Origin of the sequence: Robbsia andropogonis (genome assembly GCF_000970345.1) — a bacterium.
Taxonomy (GTDB): domain Bacteria; phylum Pseudomonadota; class Gammaproteobacteria; order Burkholderiales; family Burkholderiaceae; genus Robbsia; species Robbsia andropogonis.
Window position 1 is genome coordinate 179,571 of the sequence record NZ_LAQU01000003.1, and the last position, 15,392, is coordinate 194,962.

The 15,392-nt window shown below is 62.0% G+C and carries 14 protein-coding genes; 11 read left to right on the plus strand and 3 right to left on the minus strand.

Features of this window, described 5'->3' with window-relative positions; genetic code table 11:
- Nucleotides 1-637 precede the first annotated feature (637 nt).
- Nucleotides 638-1,276, plus strand: coding sequence for a peroxiredoxin (locus WM40_RS04480; RefSeq protein ID WP_024903528.1), 639 nt, complete (start codon nucleotides 638-640; stop codon nucleotides 1,274-1,276).
- Between the two features lie 101 nt (nucleotides 1,277-1,377).
- Here WM40_RS04480 and acuI read toward each other — a convergent pair whose 3' ends face one another.
- Nucleotides 1,378-2,379 (minus strand): acrylyl-CoA reductase (NADPH), encoded by a 1,002-nt coding sequence (gene acuI, locus WM40_RS04485; RefSeq protein ID WP_390174008.1) that lies wholly within the window; start codon nucleotides 2,377-2,379, stop codon nucleotides 1,378-1,380.
- A 209-nt stretch (nucleotides 2,380-2,588) separates the two neighbouring features.
- Here acuI and WM40_RS04490 point away from each other — a divergent pair, with 209 nt between their 5' ends.
- The 7 genes from WM40_RS04490 to WM40_RS04520 all read left to right on the plus strand — a co-directional run bounded on the left by WM40_RS04490 (nucleotide 2,589) and on the right by WM40_RS04520 (nucleotide 10,634).
- Entirely contained in the window at nucleotides 2,589-3,365 is a 777-nt protein-coding gene (locus WM40_RS04490) for a queuosine precursor transporter (RefSeq protein ID WP_024903530.1), read from the plus strand.
- Between the two features lie 109 nt (nucleotides 3,366-3,474).
- On the plus strand, nucleotides 3,475-4,464 hold the full coding sequence (locus tag WM40_RS04495) for a DnaJ C-terminal domain-containing protein (RefSeq protein ID WP_046152262.1): 990 nt from the start codon (nucleotides 3,475-3,477) through the stop codon (nucleotides 4,462-4,464).
- Between the two features lie 42 nt (nucleotides 4,465-4,506).
- On the plus strand, nucleotides 4,507-4,797 hold the full coding sequence (locus WM40_RS04500; protein ID WP_046152263.1) for an acylphosphatase: 291 nt from the start codon (nucleotides 4,507-4,509) through the stop codon (nucleotides 4,795-4,797).
- Nucleotides 4,798-5,220: 423 nt separating this feature from the next.
- Entirely contained in the window at nucleotides 5,221-6,267 is a 1,047-nt protein-coding gene (locus WM40_RS04505; RefSeq protein WP_082102427.1) for a glycosyltransferase family 9 protein, read from the plus strand.
- Between the two features lie 256 nt (nucleotides 6,268-6,523).
- The gene (locus WM40_RS04510; RefSeq protein WP_024903534.1) at nucleotides 6,524-8,221 is read left to right on the plus strand and encodes a Na+/H+ antiporter; all 1,698 of its coding nucleotides are present in this window, start codon (nucleotides 6,524-6,526) and stop codon (nucleotides 8,219-8,221) included.
- A gap of 107 nt (nucleotides 8,222-8,328) precedes the next feature.
- A complete protein-coding gene (locus tag WM40_RS04515) occupies nucleotides 8,329-9,345 on the plus strand; it encodes a glycosyltransferase (RefSeq protein WP_157685705.1) in 1,017 nt (338 codons plus the stop codon).
- On the plus strand, nucleotides 9,342-10,634 hold the full coding sequence (locus WM40_RS04520; RefSeq protein WP_052738165.1) for a hypothetical protein: 1,293 nt from the start codon (nucleotides 9,342-9,344) through the stop codon (nucleotides 10,632-10,634). The genes WM40_RS04515 and WM40_RS04520 overlap by 4 nt, the downstream gene beginning before the upstream one ends.
- On the opposite strand, the gene WM40_RS04525 is transcribed toward WM40_RS04520, so the two are convergent.
- Entirely contained in the window at nucleotides 10,635-11,189 is a 555-nt protein-coding gene (locus WM40_RS04525) for a YggT family protein (RefSeq protein ID WP_036009847.1), read from the minus strand.
- A gap of 92 nt (nucleotides 11,190-11,281) precedes the next feature.
- Nucleotides 11,282-11,914 carry a 2'-5' RNA ligase family protein gene (locus WM40_RS04530; protein WP_046152265.1) on the minus strand — a complete coding sequence of 211 codons (633 nt, stop codon included), beginning with the start codon at nucleotides 11,912-11,914 and terminating at the stop codon, nucleotides 11,282-11,284.
- 228 nt (nucleotides 11,915-12,142) lie between these two features.
- On the opposite strand from WM40_RS04530, the gene cysT reads away from it, so the two are divergent.
- The 3 genes from cysT to WM40_RS04545 are packed head-to-tail and all read left to right on the plus strand — an operon-like array spanning nucleotide 12,143 to nucleotide 15,380.
- Nucleotides 12,143-13,186, plus strand: a complete 1,044-nt coding sequence (gene cysT, locus WM40_RS04535) for a sulfate ABC transporter permease subunit CysT (protein ID WP_236693384.1) — start codon at nucleotides 12,143-12,145, stop codon at nucleotides 13,184-13,186.
- Nucleotides 13,183-14,169 (plus strand): sulfate ABC transporter permease subunit CysW, encoded by a 987-nt coding sequence (cysW, locus tag WM40_RS04540; RefSeq protein ID WP_024903539.1) that lies wholly within the window; start codon nucleotides 13,183-13,185, stop codon nucleotides 14,167-14,169. Before cysT ends, cysW begins: the two co-directional genes overlap by 4 nt.
- A gap of 8 nt (nucleotides 14,170-14,177) precedes the next feature.
- Entirely contained in the window at nucleotides 14,178-15,380 is a 1,203-nt protein-coding gene (locus tag WM40_RS04545; protein WP_024903540.1) for a sulfate/molybdate ABC transporter ATP-binding protein, read from the plus strand.
- The last annotated feature ends 12 nt before the right edge of the window (nucleotides 15,381-15,392 follow it).

Consider the following 15,392-nt stretch of genomic DNA (forward strand, 5'->3'; position numbering starts at 1 on the left):
ATTCCACGAATCACACAAACCTTCGCCTGCCGCTGCCGCCTCCTGCCGCCCTGGTTCGTGCCGCGCTCTCCGAGCTGTCCAGCCCGCTAGAGTCGCATCATGCCGCCACGTGCACCATTCCGATCGGGCGAAGATATGGCGTATTTCTTCAATCCTTACGAACCCTTACCTGGAGGCCTTCCGCAGTAAGAAAGACATCGCTTCCTGCTTGAGACCTGGTCGCCTGGCAAGACACGGGCAGGACAAAACCTGTCGCGGCATGGTTCGTGGCGGTAGTGTGGCAGCAGGCAAGGCAACGCCGGGAAGCTTGCTGGCACAGATACCGCGTTAACGGCCGCTTTCGGAAAACTTTCAGTTTTTTCCCATGCGCCTATCGGATGCCGACGTGCGCGTTGGCCCTTCCGGAATGTCCGCAAGGTTCGGCCATCGGGCGACAAAGGGCCTCACGCCAGGGAAGAATCCATGCCTGGACGAATGCTTATCCGAATCTGAGCGTAACGAGCGACGGCGATCTGATAGCATGATTCGCCATCAGCCGTGCGCTTGCGCAGGCTGCTGGTTCCGCCGACCTCGGCAGCAGCGTGATGCCGTGGCACCGGCCCGATTTGCAACATCCGTCACAAACATGGAGTGCGATATGAGTCTCTTTCTCGGCGACACCGCCCCCGATTTCGAACAGGATTCCTCCATCGGCAAGCTGAAGTTCCACGAATGGGCTGGCGATTCCTGGGTGATCCTGTTTTCCCATCCGGCCGATTTCACACCGGTCTGCACGACCGAACTGGGCTTGACCGCGAAGTTGAAGCCCGAACTCGACAAGCGCAACGTAAAGGCGCTGGCCCTGTCGGTGGACAGCGCCGAGTCACATACGGACTGGATCAAGGACATCGAGGAGACGCAGAAAACCGTCGTCGGTTTCCCGATCGTCGCCGATCATGACCGCAAGGTCGCCTCGCTGTACGGCATGATTCATCCGAACCAGTCGGCGACGGCAACGGTGAGATCCGTGTTCATCGTCGATCCGAAGAAGAAGATTCGACTGACACTGACCTACCCGATGAGCACGGGCCGGAACTTCGACGAGATCCTGCGCGTCATCGATGCACTGCAATTGACCGATGGCTATAGCGTGGCCACGCCGGGCAACTGGCGCGACGGCGACGACGTCATCATTCCGCTGACGATCAAGGACGAAGCGGAGCTGAAGCAGAAGTTCCCAAAGGGATACAAGGCCGAGCGCCCGTACCTGCGCGTGACGCCACAGCCGAATAAGTAACATTCAGCACCACGCCTGGGCAGCTGCGCTGCGACGGCAGGCAAATCCACGGCGTGCGGGTGACCCGTCCGCGCGCCAATACCCGCCCGCCGGCGAACGGGTCAGCGGTTGACATCCACCACCAGGCGGCCGCGTACTTTGCCGGCCAGCAGGTCGTCGGCGGCACCGATGGCCGCTTCCAGGCCGATCACGTGTGTCATCGTTTCCAACATGGCGGGATCGAGATCCTCTGCGAGCCGTTGCCAGGCGCGCTGCCGTTTCTCGCGGGTCTGATAGACGCTGTTGATGCCCCTCAACGTGACGCCACGCAGGATGAACGGCGCCACCGTAGACGGAAAATCCATTCCCTGGGCAAGGCCGCACGCGGTGACGATCCCCTCTTGCCGCGTTGCCGCGCAGGCATTTGCCAAGGTATGGCTCCCGACGCAATCGACAACGGCGGCCCATCGCTCCTTCACAAGGGGCTTGCCGGGTAAGGAAAACGTCGCGCGATCAATCACATCGCTGGCACCCAATCGCCGGAGATAGTCCTGCTCCGCCATGCGCCCGGTGGAAGCGACTACCGTGTAGCCGAGCTTGCGCAGCAGGGCCACGGCGACACCTCCGACGCCGCCGCTGGCGCCCGTCACCAGGACCTCGCCGGAAGCCGGCCGGACGCCATGCGCCTCGATCGCCAGCACCGACAACATCGCCGTATAACCGGCGGTCCCGATCGACATGGCCTGGCGGGTGTCGAAAGCGAGGGGCAGGGGAATCAGCCAATCGGCGCGCAGCCGGGCGCGCTGGGCAAGCCCTCCCCAGTGCGTCTCGCCGATCCCCCAGCCGTTGACGATCACTTCCTCGCCTGTCCGATATCGAGAATCCGCGCTCGACTCGATAACCCCGGCCAGGTCGATGCCCGGCACCATCGGAAATTGACGGACCACGGCACCCTTGCCGGTAATGGCCAGCGCATCCTTGTAGTTCAATGTCGCATGATCGATGCGGACCGTGACATCGCCTGGTGGCAATTGCGCATCCTGCAATCGCTGCAGACGTACTTTCGCGCCGTGCTCCAGGTACAGCGCGTTGAACGTCCCGGACATTTCGGATGGGGTAGACATCGGTTGGCCTCCCGCCTAGCGGCGTTGTATACGAAGACCGGCTGCGGGCCGGTGAATCTCAGCAGGATAAACGCATCGGGCCAACCGTGCCGCCCCAGGCGAAACGGCCACGCGTTTTTCGACTTCAGGCACAATGAGTCCTGACCGGCCGCGGCCGGCCTCAGCCCCCTACATCGTCGCACTCGTCCAGATCGTTGCTCCGGCCCGCCATGCACAAGCCCTTACCTACGACATCCGAGCTCCCGCCGCCCGGTCAATCCGCCGGCACCAGTGGCGAGTCCGCCTTGCGCCCACGCTTCCGCTACTACGACCTGTTTCTCGCCGCCTTTGTCGTCGTGCTGATCTGTTCGAACCTGATCGGCGCGGGCAAGGTCGCGGTGATCGACCTGCCAGGCCTCGGGCTGGTCTCGTACAGCGCCGGGGTGCTGTTTTTCCCAATATCCTATGCGTTCGGCGACATCATGACCGAGGTCTACGGTTACGCATACGATCGACGCGCCGTCTGGACCGGATTTGGCGCCCTGATCTTCATGGCGGTGATGTCGGCCATCGTACTGGCGTTGCCTGCGGCGAATTCCGACTATATGCACGGCTATCAGCAGCACCTGGAAGGGGTGTTCGGCAATACGCCACGCATCGTCGTCGGCTCGATTGTCGCGTTCTGGACCGGCAGTCTGGTCAACGCCTTTGTGCTGGCGAAGATGAAAATCCTGACATCCGGCCGCATGCTCTGGCTGCGCACCATCGGCTCGACGGCGGTGGGCGAGGCGTTCGATTCGTCACTGTTCTACGTGATCGCGTTCTACGGGATCTGGCCTACCAGCCAGGTCTGGCATGTCGCGCTGGCGCAGTACCTGCTGAAGACCAGTTGGGAAGTGCTTGCCACGCCGCTTACCTACTGGATCGTCGGCTGGCTCAAGCGCGTCGAGCATCATGACCACTATGATCGCGACACGAATTTCACCCCGTTCCGCCTGCGTGCCTGAGGCGGTACTGGAAATCTTGCATCCTGCCCCCACATAGGCACAGGATGCAGGTATGTACAGGCACAGCCGGGAGCAGACCCGGCATATAGACAGCGGACGATGTAAGCGGATGAAGTACAAGGACTACTATGCCATCCTCGGGTTGAAACGGACTGCGTCGGCGGACGATATCAAGGCCGCATATCGGAAACTCGCGCGCCAATATCATCCGGATGTGAACAAGGCGGACGACGCCGAGGCACGCTTCAAGGAAGTCGGCGAGGCTTACCAGGTCCTGAAGGATCCGGAAAAGCGGGCGGCCTATGATCAAATGGGCAGCAACTGGCGCAACGGCCAGGACTTTCAGCCACCACCGAACTGGAACACGGGTTTTGACTTTGGACGCCGTGGCGGCACGGGGGGAGCGCAACAAGGCGAGTTTGGCGATTTCAGCGATTTCTTCGAGTCGATGTTCGGCGGCGCGACGCGCCGCGGTCCGGGTTCGACCGGTGGCACGACCGGTGCGGGAACATCCCGCCGGCGAGGCAGCACGGCGGCGGGGCAGGATCACCACGCAAAGGTCAGCATTGATCTGGAAGATTCCTACCAGGGCGCACGGCGCACGATCACGCTGCGCATCCCGACCGTGGATGCGCTCGGCCGGGCGTCCACGCAGGAACGCACGCTCGATGTCACCATCCCCAAAGGCGTACGTGAGGGGCAGCATTTGCGACTGACTGGCCAGGGCGCACCGGCGCCCGGCAGCGGCAAGGCGGGCGATCTCTATCTGGAACTGACGTTTGCGCCGCACAAGCTGTACAAGGTGGAAGGTCGCGACGTGTCGCTGGAATTGCCGCTGGCGCCCTGGGAGGCCGCGCTAGGGGCAACGGTTTCCGTGCCCACGCCGGACGGCACGGTGCAGTTGACCATCCCGCCGAATACCGCGGCGGGCCGCAAGCTGCGCCTCAAAGGCAAAGGGATTCCCGGTTCGACACCAGGGGATCTTTACGTGAACGTGCAGATCGCCTTGCCGCCGGCAGGCACCAGTGCCGCGCGTAATGCCTATCTGGCCATGGAGCAGGCGACGCATTTCGACCCCCGCGCGCATTGGACTGTTTAAATTTAAGTAGCACGTCCCCTTCGCCGACGTCGGTGAAGGGCGATGCACTCTTTCGACATGGATATTGAAACCTACGCAATTCGCGTCAGTGGTCGCGTTCAAGGCGTTGGCTATCGTGCCGCGGCCGTGCGGCGCGCGCATTTGATCGGCGTCCGCGGCTGGGTACGCAACGTGGCCGATGGGACGGTCGAAGGTGTCATACAAGGGTCTGTGGATCAGGTCGACCGGATGCTCGAATGGCTGCGACTGGGGCCGCCGATGGCCCGTGTTGAAACCGTCGATAGCGAACGCATCCCGGACGACCGCCGTTTCAGTCATTTCGAGCAACGTTAGCCCTCGTCGACATCAACTTCGGTCTTTTCGGCTCCCGGTTTTTCGCATGCTTATCTCACAATTCATGACGAATTAACCGAGCCTTTCGGCAAACATCCACGATTGACGATATATTATAAGGTCGCTGTCGAGGGTGAATCTTTAAAACCCGACTTCATTTTGTTTTTGTACAGCAAAATCATTTGCTTAAAAAAGCTTTGATCTACTTTGCGCAATGGCATGTTTCCGCGCGCTATTGATCAGCACAAGCAAATCGGAGAGTGCGTTGAGTACGATCTGTCGCGAGCCATCTCGTTATGCAGCCCTTCCGTCTTACGGTGCCTTGTCGCGCGACATGCCGCCCTTACGGGGCGCGGACCATCGCGCGGGACCGTACGCAGAAAGAAAGCGGCTCCCCGACGTCATCGTGAGGGGGCGCGGTAAATGTTGGCCAGCGTAAACCACTCCTACGCTTTCGTGATGTCGCCGCGCCTGGGCGACTCGCTGCTATCGATGATCGTGGTACACAACCTTGCCCGGCATGGCTACAGGATCAAGGTGTTCGGTGACCAGATTCATGCGCTGCGCGATTGGTTTCCCGGCTTCGACATCGCGCCTGGATTAACGCCGCATGACGCGTCCTCGGCACTTGCGCCGTATGACGTCATCTTGCACGCTTACCATGCGGACAAGGTGCTTCCCCCCGGTGACCGGCATGCGAACGTCATCGTGATGGACGATTGGCCCATTTATCGACAAATCAGGAATATGGTCGACATTCAGCTCGACGTGTGTCGCGTGCATTTCGGACTGACGGATCTGGTTCGGGAAAATGGGATAGCGCAGCTACCGTCGTCGGCCGTACGGGCAACCGCACCGGGCGAATCAGAAAGATCGCGGCGGCCGCTGACACCGCGCGGCGACATGCGCCGGGTGGTGATCCACCCGGTTGCCAGCGATTCGCAGAAAAGCTGGCGGCCCAAACGGTTTGTCGCATTGGCGCTGCAATTGCGTGCACGGGGTTTCGACCCGGAATTCGTGCTGCCGCAATCGGCACTGGAGAACTGGCGATGGCTGCCGTCGTACGGTCTCCGCGCATATGCCTCGCCTGATCTCAGCCAGATTGCCGAGCGGATCGTCACGGCAGGCTGGGTGATCGGCAACGACTCGGGACTAGGCCATCTCGCGTCAAGCCTCGGCGTTCCGACTGTGGCGTTGGCGATGCGTCCTCGTATTGCCGCGCGTTGGCAACCGGGCTGGGCACCATCGGAAATGGTGCTGCCGCTACCCGTTGTGCCGGGACGCTTCCTGAAAGAGACGTGCTGGAAATACCTGGTATCTTCGGCGCGTGTATTAAGAGCGTTCGATATCCTGCGACGGCGCTGCGGCATGCCGGTCACGTTGCACGGTAATGCATATGCGCCGACCAGTCCAACGCTTGCACCCCGTCCCGGCACGGACCCGGCGACGGACGCGCGGCGGGCGAACTGATCAATAAAGTGTTGCAACGTTAACCGCATCGTGACAATGCGCGGTGCGACGCCGAGGCTTGTTTACGGTATTTTTGCGTAGGCGAAGATTGCACCGAGTGATACGCGTACGCCGCGCCGTGGGTCCGTTAAGCCGGTACCGGCTGCTACCTGCTCGCCTCCGTCCGCACTACCTCCGTGTTTTGCCCTTTGCCTCTAAGGACTGGTTTGCCCCCAGCCTGTCGCCCCGCTTATTTCGAGATCCCGATTCCCCGCTGATGCAAACCGTTTTCACCGTCCTCATCCTGCTGCTTGCCGTGGCGCTGTCGGGTACGGCTGCCAGGCTGATCCGCTTCCCCATCCCGTTGCCGTTGATACAGATCGCGATCGGCAGTGTGCTGGCATGGCCGCGTCTGGGCCTGCACGTGACTTTCGTGCCGGATGTCTTCCTGCTGTTGTTCATTCCTCCCTTGCTGTTCGCCGATGGGTGGCGGATGCCAAAGCGGGAGCTGTTTCATTACCGGCGGCCCATCCTGATGCTGGCGCTCGGCCTCGTGTTTTTCACGGTGGGGGGGCTTGGCTATTTCATTCATTGGCTCGTGCCGACAGTGCCGCTACCGGTCTCGTTCGCCTTGGCTGCCGTGTTGTCGCCAACCGATGCCGTCGCGCTGTCCGGCATCGTGCCGCGCGGCAGGCTGCCGCTACAGTTGAAGCACATCCTGGAAGGTGAGGCCCTGCTGAACGACGCATCGGGACTTGTCGCGTTCAAGTTCGCGGTGGCGGCCGCGCTGACCGGCACGTTTTCGATATGGCAGGCATCCATCAGCTTTGTCGTGATTGCATTGGGTGGGCTGGCGATGGGCGTGGCGCTGACCTGGCCATTCAACTGGCTGCGCCAGAAAATTGCCCAATTGTCCGATGATGACGACCCTGGCGTGCAGATCATCCTGATCCTGCTGCTGCCGTTCGCGTCCTATATTCTGGCCGAACACCTGGGCTTGTCCGGCATTCTGGCAGCGGTGGCCGCCGGCATGGCGATGAATTTCACGACGGACCTGAGCACCGAAAGCGTTGCCACGCGGATGCGCGGCGCCAGTGTCTGGGCCATGATCGAACTGATTTTCAACGGCTTTGTCTTCATCCTGCTTGGACTGCAGTTCCCATCGATCATCGGCAGCGCACTATTGGAAGCGCATCACCTCCATAACGGCGAGTTGGCCGCGTTGATCGAGTACGTGCTCGCGATTTCCATGGTCATGCTTACGCTGCGGATGGTCTGGGTCTGGGCGCTGCGCTGGCTGTCGAGCCGGCATATCGCGAAAATGGGGATTGATAATGCGATTCCCGGATTGCGTGTAGCGGCCATCACGTCACTTGCCGGGGTACGCGGCGCGGTAACCCTGGCGGGCGTGTTGTCGATTCCGCTGACGATGAACGATGGCACGCCATTTCCCGGGCGCGACCTCGCGGTATTCCTCGCCGCCGGCGTCATTATTTTTTCGCTGGTGGTGGCCACCATCGGGCTGCCATTGGCACTCGGACGGATCAAGGACCTTGGCGGAGAACGCGAGCGACGCGAGGAGCGCGAAGCACGGGCCGCCGCCAGCGCCGCCGCGCTGAAGGCGATCGAGGTCGAGTACGAGCGGATGCGCGATTTACGCGCCGAACGGGGACATGAGGAAGACGGGCTGGCTGCCGATATCGCCGCGCAGGTCTCGGCCGCGTACAAGCGTCCGCTACATCTGCTGGCCGATGGTGGCGATATCGACGAATCGTTGCGCGACCGCGCGCGCCGCTCGGAAAAAATCGCGCGCCGAATGCATATCGCGGCATTACGTGCCGAGCGCAGCGAATTCTTTCGGCGCCAGGCCAGCAACGCGATAAACGATGAAACGTTGACTCGCCTGCTGCGGGAGACCGATCTTGCCGAATCCGCGATCTTGCTCCGCGGCGGCCGAGGTACGGCGCCACACTGATTCCGTGCGGGATTGATCAAATATAGGGAGATGCCTGAACAGGCACGAAAGTTGCAAAGTTGCGTGGTTATTTATTGGTTACGCATTGCAAGTTGGAGTATCCCACAATGTCTGCCGAATCTCGTGTTCCGCACCCGGCTGTTGCCTTGACCGCAACCGAAACGGCGCGTCCGGCATGTTCCCCGTCACTCGGTGCCCCTATCTCCGAGGACGTGGCGCGGGTATTCGTGGGATGCGACCCCAACAACTGCGATCTCGAGCAGATGATGGTGCTGGAGTACAGCCTGCGGCGACATGCGTCCATTCCCGTCGAAATTCATTGGATGCAGTTATCACGGGATCCCGCAAGCCCTTGGTATTCCCAACCGGAGCAAGACCGAGGCTGGCGTACCGATCTCTGGGTCACACCGTTTTCCGGCTTCCGTTGGGCGATCCCGGCACTGTGCGGCTATCAGGGGCGCGCCATCTACATGGATGCGGACATGGTCGTGCTCCGGGATATTGCCGATTTGTGGCGTACCCCTTTTACGTACGGACAGATACTCGCCGCGACGAAGCGCAAGAAAAAAAGTTGGCGCTACTGCGTGATGGTATGGGATTGCGCCGCCGCGAAGGACCATTTGCCGCCACTGGATGCATTACGGTCAACACCCGAAGCGCATGCCAACCTGATTCATTTTTTCAACGACCATCCAGAATTTACATATCGTCTCCACCCCGACGAAAACAACGTCGATGGGGAAAATCGGCCACTCAGCGATATCCGTATTTTGCATTACTCGGACATCGGCACCCAGTTCACGCATAAATATGCGTTTCCGCGCCTGGCGGCCGAAGGATCGAAACATTGGTTCGATGGCGAGGTGCTTCCGCATCCGCGGGCGGACTTGCAAGCGTTGTTCGATCAGTACCACGCCGATGCGCTTGCCGCGGGCTATACCCTTGACCAATACCGGAATGCGCAGCCCTTCGGTGCGATCGTCAAGGCCAGCCAGGTGAACTACACCGGCAATCGACGCACGCGGCGCATGTCATTGTGGTCTCGTATCAAATGGCGGCTTCGGGGCGGTCGCGCCAACGCTGTCGCAGGCACGATGGCTGCACGGCAGGAGACGGTCAAATGACGAGCGCCGACAGCATCGCGAATGGCAGGATCACGGGAACGGGCGGTGCCGCGGCAAGTTCCCCCGATGGCGAGACAGTCTCGCATGTTGGAAAGGCTCGGCAATCCGATAGGGATGCTGAAGATAGACAGACAATCGAAGACGCCGCGCACGCCGACGATGCTGACGTGGCCCCGCGCCGCGCCACCGGGCGCGGCCGCCTGGACCGGGCGTGGCGCCGAATGTATGCGGCGGCGTTGAAATCCCTGTTTCGTGCAACGCATTCCGCCGAGCATCGACATAGCGAGCGCCTTTGGCCGCACGGCAAGGTCTTTCGCGATGCGGAAGGACGCGTGACGGATTTCACCGTGTATGGTCATTCGTTTCCCCTTGCCAACGACGCAATGCGCCGTCAGCGTGCCGACGGGGAACGCGCAACCTCGGCCATGAGCAAGGCCCAAGGCATGACGGGCGTAACCCTGACCGCTCGCCCGCCGCTGCATCTCGTTGCATGCGGCCCGTCGATCGCCGATATCGATTATGACTTGCTGGTCAATGCCGCGCCGTCGCACAAGCGCATGGGCGTCAACGGCGCAGTGGCGCTGACACGCCAATACGGCATGCATTTCGATTACTACTGCATCACGGACAACGGCTTTATCCGGCACCGTGAAGACCTGGTCGCGCACATCATCGCGCAAGACCTGGTGCTGTTCACCACGCCCATCTGCTTATGGACCATTCTGCAGCGATTTCCGCAATCGGCGCTGCAATGCCGCGTGTTCCTGATAGAGCGCGTAGGGATGCAGGCCTTACGCCCGCACGAGTCCTATGCCGAGGTGGTGGCGCGATCGGACGGTACCATGACACAGTTCGCCACGCCGATGCCGCTGGGCTTCAGCCACGACATCGCGAGAGGCGTATTTCCCGGCGGCACCGTCGCTTTCGAGGCACTTCAGGTGGCAACCTGGCTGGGCTATGACAACCTCTACCTGCATGGACTCGACCTCGGCAACGCGGCAGAGAAACCGCGTTTCTACGAAACCGACGACGACCGGCTGCCGACAATGATCCATCGCCAACTGGCCAGCGAGATTCTGCCGTCGTTCACCCATGCCGCGCCTATCCTGAGGGCCAGGCGCGTACGCGTGACCAACCTGTCGCTGGAAAGCGCATTGGACCATGCGGTCTTTCCGAAGGCGCATTGGCGCACGCTGCCGTTCGTCCTGGCCCACGAAGCCATCAAACGCGCACGTTGCCCCGCCGGGATGACGCGCGGCCAATGGGAAAATCGCCCGGCCGCCGCGTAATCAGAAGCCGAGGGACATCCCGAGGCGTGAGATCACCATCAGCAGGATCTGCGTGATCACGAAGAGCGCGAGCGGCGAAAGGTCCATGCCACCGATCAACGGCAACACCCGGCGCAGCGGATTCAGGAACGGTGCCGTCAGGATGTCGAGCAGCGCCATCGTCGGCGCGCGCGGATTCAGCCAGGACATCAGCGCCATCAACAAGGTCGCCCACATCAACAGGTTGACAGCCCATTTCACGGTGGTCAGCAACGCAAACGCGAAGACCAACGGAAACATGTCACCCGGATCACCGCCAGCGACGGCGACAACCAGCAACAAATAGAGGAGGGCAACGACATAAGCCGCAAGCAGTGTCGCCCAATCGACACCCCCGGTTCCCGGCAGCACCCGCCGCAACGGCACCACGATCCAGTCGGTGATCTGGAACACCCCCTGTGACACCGGGTTGCGCGGTGGCATGCGTACAGCTTGCATCCACGCCCGCAATAGCAGGGCCGCGCCGAACAGCGTAAAAACGATGTCAATAAGAAAACGGGCGATATCGCCGAACATGCTGACTCCTGAATCCATTCAATGGTAATGCGCGCCGGGGATTGTCGCACGACACGACGACCGCCGACATGACACCGCGGCCCTGTTGTTTGTTAGCCCGATCGGGCCGGCACCACCTCGCCGCCCACGTCAGGCGGCGTGGCAAGCGGCGAACGCGCTAATTCGACATAGCGGTGACGCCCCCCGGCAGGTTCGGATGCCATGAGGGCAATGCGCTTATACGACCACTCCAGCGCGGCAAACGGCAGCGCCGAGACCACGCCACCCAGATCCGACGGCATGGCGTCGCGCAGCAGGCTGACATGCGGGCGAAACGGCTCATCTTTGAGCGAGAGACCGGCTACGGTGATCAGCTCGCTCAGACTGCGGTGCAAGGCCAGCAGGTTTGTCACGCCGCTGGCATCCTGTGCGGCGGCAACGTCCGCCTCGGTGCGACCGCTGCCAGCCCCGAGACCGTCTCCCAGACCGGCCCAGACGATCCGGCGGCGCCCGAACGCGCCGAAACGCCCGAAGGACAACGTGCCAGGCGGCACACTGTAGGCCGTGGTCATCGCCGCCAGCACCGGCAGCCGGTCCGACGGCACCTGCCCCAGAAACAGCAGCGTCAGGTGCAGCGACTCGGGCGGCAAACGCCTCCCACCGCAGCGGCGCTGCGCCTGGAGCGCCCGCCGTGCCAGCGACTCCCGCACGGTTTTATCCGGCAACAACGCAAAAAATAAGCGCATCTGGGATCTCCGCTGAATCCTGATGCTGCCCTGCCTGTAAGGCTTTCGTCAAGCCGGACGACAACCGAACGCACACTCGCGCCCGATTCCCACCATATGCTCATAACGAAAAAGTCGAATGATTTCAGGTTGTTTCGCCCAGTTTTGACTGTTTTCACGAAAAGCGGCTCTCTATAATGCCCTGTTCATTCCCGCACCATGCCGAGGGAAAGTCTCACGCGTGGCTTCATGCCGCAACGATCTCCCCTCGGCACTGCTACTCAACGCTGCGACGCCGCACTGCTCGACCGTATGGCCTTATCCGCTTCCCGAACCGCCCCCTCCGGCATTCACGCCGCCGTCTCCGATGCGCTTGCCGACGCCACCGGTGGTCCCGCCACCGGGCTCGATGCGCGACGAGGGACCGGCAACCCCACGCCGCCGCCCGCACCCGGCAAGACGCGCAAGTCCCGGCGCGTGCTGCCGGGTTTCGGCCTGACGCTGGGTTTCAGCCTGTTCTATCTGTGCCTGATGGTCTTCGTGCCGTTGTCAGCGCTGTTCTTCAAGACCGCAGGCCTGGGCTGGGATGATTTCGTCACCGCAGTCGCGGCGCCCCGCGTGTTGGCAACCTACCGCGTCACGTTTGGCTGCGCACTGATCGCCGCGTTGATCAACCTCGTCTTTGGATTGCTGATCGCCTGGGTGCTGGTGCGCTACCGCTTCCCCGGCAAGCGTATCATCGACGCCCTGGTCGACCTGCCCTTCGCCCTGCCGACTGCCGTGGCCGGTATTTCGCTGACAGCCATCCTGTCGAACAACGGCTGGCTAGGTCAGTACCTGTCGCAGGTCGGTATCCATCTGGCCTATAACCCCGCCGGCATCGTCGTTGCGTTGACGTTCATCAGCCTGCCCTTCGTCGTGCGTACCGTGCAACCGGTGCTGGAAGATAGCGAAGCGGAATTGGAAGAGGCGGCCGCCAGCCTGGGTGCCACGCGCTGGCAGATTTTCTCACGCGTGATCTTGCCCGCGATTTCTCCGGCCTTGCTTACCGGATTCGCCATGGCGTTCGCACGGGCGGTAGGCGAGTACGGCTCGGTCGTCTTCATCGCCGGCAATATGCCGATGGTGTCCGAAATCACGCCGCTGCTGATCATGGTGAAGCTCGAGCAATTCGACTACGCAGGGGCATCGGCGGTGGCGGTCGTGTTGATGGTGGTATCGTTCGTACTGTTACTGGCCATCAATGGCCTGCAAGCCTGGCAGCGCAAACTACTCGCGGGAGGCCGCAAATGACCTCTCCCGCATTAAGCCGTCCAGGCACGCAGACGGGCGCCGCCACGCGCATCCGGCGCGGCACCGAGGAATCCCCTTGGGTCCGCCGGCTGCTGATCGGCATTGCCTTGCTGTTTATCGCGCTGTTCCTCATCCTGCCGCTGCTGACCGTGTTCGTCGAAGCGCTGCGCAAGGGCGTGGGCGCTTACTTTAGCGCATTGCGGGATCCCGATGCGTGGTCCGCCATCAAGCTGACGCTGCTGACCGCGGCCATCAGCGTGCCGATGAACGTGGTGTTCGGAGTGGCAGCCGCCTGGGCGCTCGCGAAGTTCGAATTCCGTGGCAAGGCCATCTTGATCACGCTGATCGATCTGCCGTTTTCCGTCTCGCCGGTGGTGGCGGGTCTGTCGTACGTGCTCGTGCTCGGCGCGCAGGGATGGATCGGCCCCTGGCTGATGGACCACGATATCCAGATCATATTCGCGGTACCGGGAGTCGTGATCGCCACGGCATTCGTGACACTTCCGCTAGTGGCGCGCGAACTCATTCCGTTGATGCAGGCGCAGGGCAGCGACGAGGAGCAAGCGGCCATCGTGCTAGGCGCCAGCGGCTGGCAGACGTTCTGGCATGTCACGCTGCCAAATATCAAATGGGGCTTGCTATATGGCGTCATCCTGGCCAATGCACGGGCCATGGGAGAATTCGGCGCGGTGTCCGTTGTCTCGGGCCATCTGCGCGGGGAGACAAATACGATCCCGCTGCAAGTGGAAATTCTGTACAACCAGTTCCAGATTCAGGCAGGGTTCGCGGTGGCATCGCTGCTCGCCTTGCTGGCACTGGTCACGCTGGTGATCAAATCCGTGGTGGAGTGGCGGCATGAACGCGAGATGAAGCGGCTCGCCGACCTTCCAAGCGAACGTCCGGGTCAGGTCGCGGACGCCGTCCTGATCGCGGGCGCCGGCGCCGCGCCTTCCGATGTTGCCCGCGCCAACGGGCGTCCCTGAGGTTTCCGATGAGTATCGAAGTTCAACACGTGAACAAGCGCTTTGGCGATTTCCAGGCGCTGAACGATGTCAACCTGCATATCGACCAGGGCGAGCTGATTGCGCTGCTCGGACCGTCCGGCTGCGGCAAGACCACGCTGCTGCGCATCATCGCCGGATTGGAGACACCGGATAGCGGGCAGATCCTGTTCTCCGGCGAGGACAGCACCGATGTGCATGTCCGCGAACGCCAGGTGGGTTTCGTATTCCAGCACTACGCGCTGTTCCGCCACATGACCGTGTTCGACAATGTCGCGTTCGGGCTGAAGATCCGCCCGCGACGCGAGCGACCGCCAAAGGCCGAAATCCGGGAAAAAGTGCACGCACTGCTGAAACTGGTGCAGTTGGACTGGCTGGCCGATCGCTATCCGTCACAGTTGTCCGGTGGGCAACGCCAGCGTATCGCGCTTGCGCGGGCACTTGCCGTGGAGCCGAAGGTGCTGCTACTTGACGAACCGTTCGGCGCGCTCGACGCCAAAGTGCGCAAGGAACTGCGACGCTGGTTGCGTCGCCTGCATGAAGAATTGAACGTGACCAGCATCTTCGTCACGCACGATCAGGAAGAAGCATTGGAAGTGGCCGATCGGGTGGTGGTGATCAACCGTGGCCGCATCGAACAGAGCGGCTCACCGCTGGACGTCTGGCAGAAGCCGGCAAGTCCGTTCGTCTATGGCTTCCTCGGCGATGCAAACCGGTTCCAGGGCACGGCGCGGGATGGCCTGATCCACGTAGGCGACTACACGTTCCAGACGCCCGGCGCGGGACACGTCGCCCCGATACATGACGAGGCCGCCACGGCAAGCACTGCCGGCCATGCGGCAACGGCTGCAACCCCGGATGGCGAGGCGAACGCGTTCGTGCGTCCTCACGATTTCGAGATCACGCGACCGGCGCCGGGCCACCACGGCATTGCCGCGCAATTCAGCCGCGCCGTGGTGGTCGGTGCGGTGGCCAAGCTCGAACTGCTCGCGCCGGCCGAGTCGGTAGGCATGACGCCCACTGCCGGCGCGGGCGCGGGCATCGCCGTTATCGAGGCGCAATTACCGGCGCAGCAGTTCCTGAACATGCAGCTTCAGGAAAACGAGTCGGTGTTGTTATCACCGCGTCGCGCGCGCGTTTTTGTCGGCAATGCCACGATCGACATCGGCACGCCGGCCGCCGCTGAAAGCTGACCCGCCACGTGG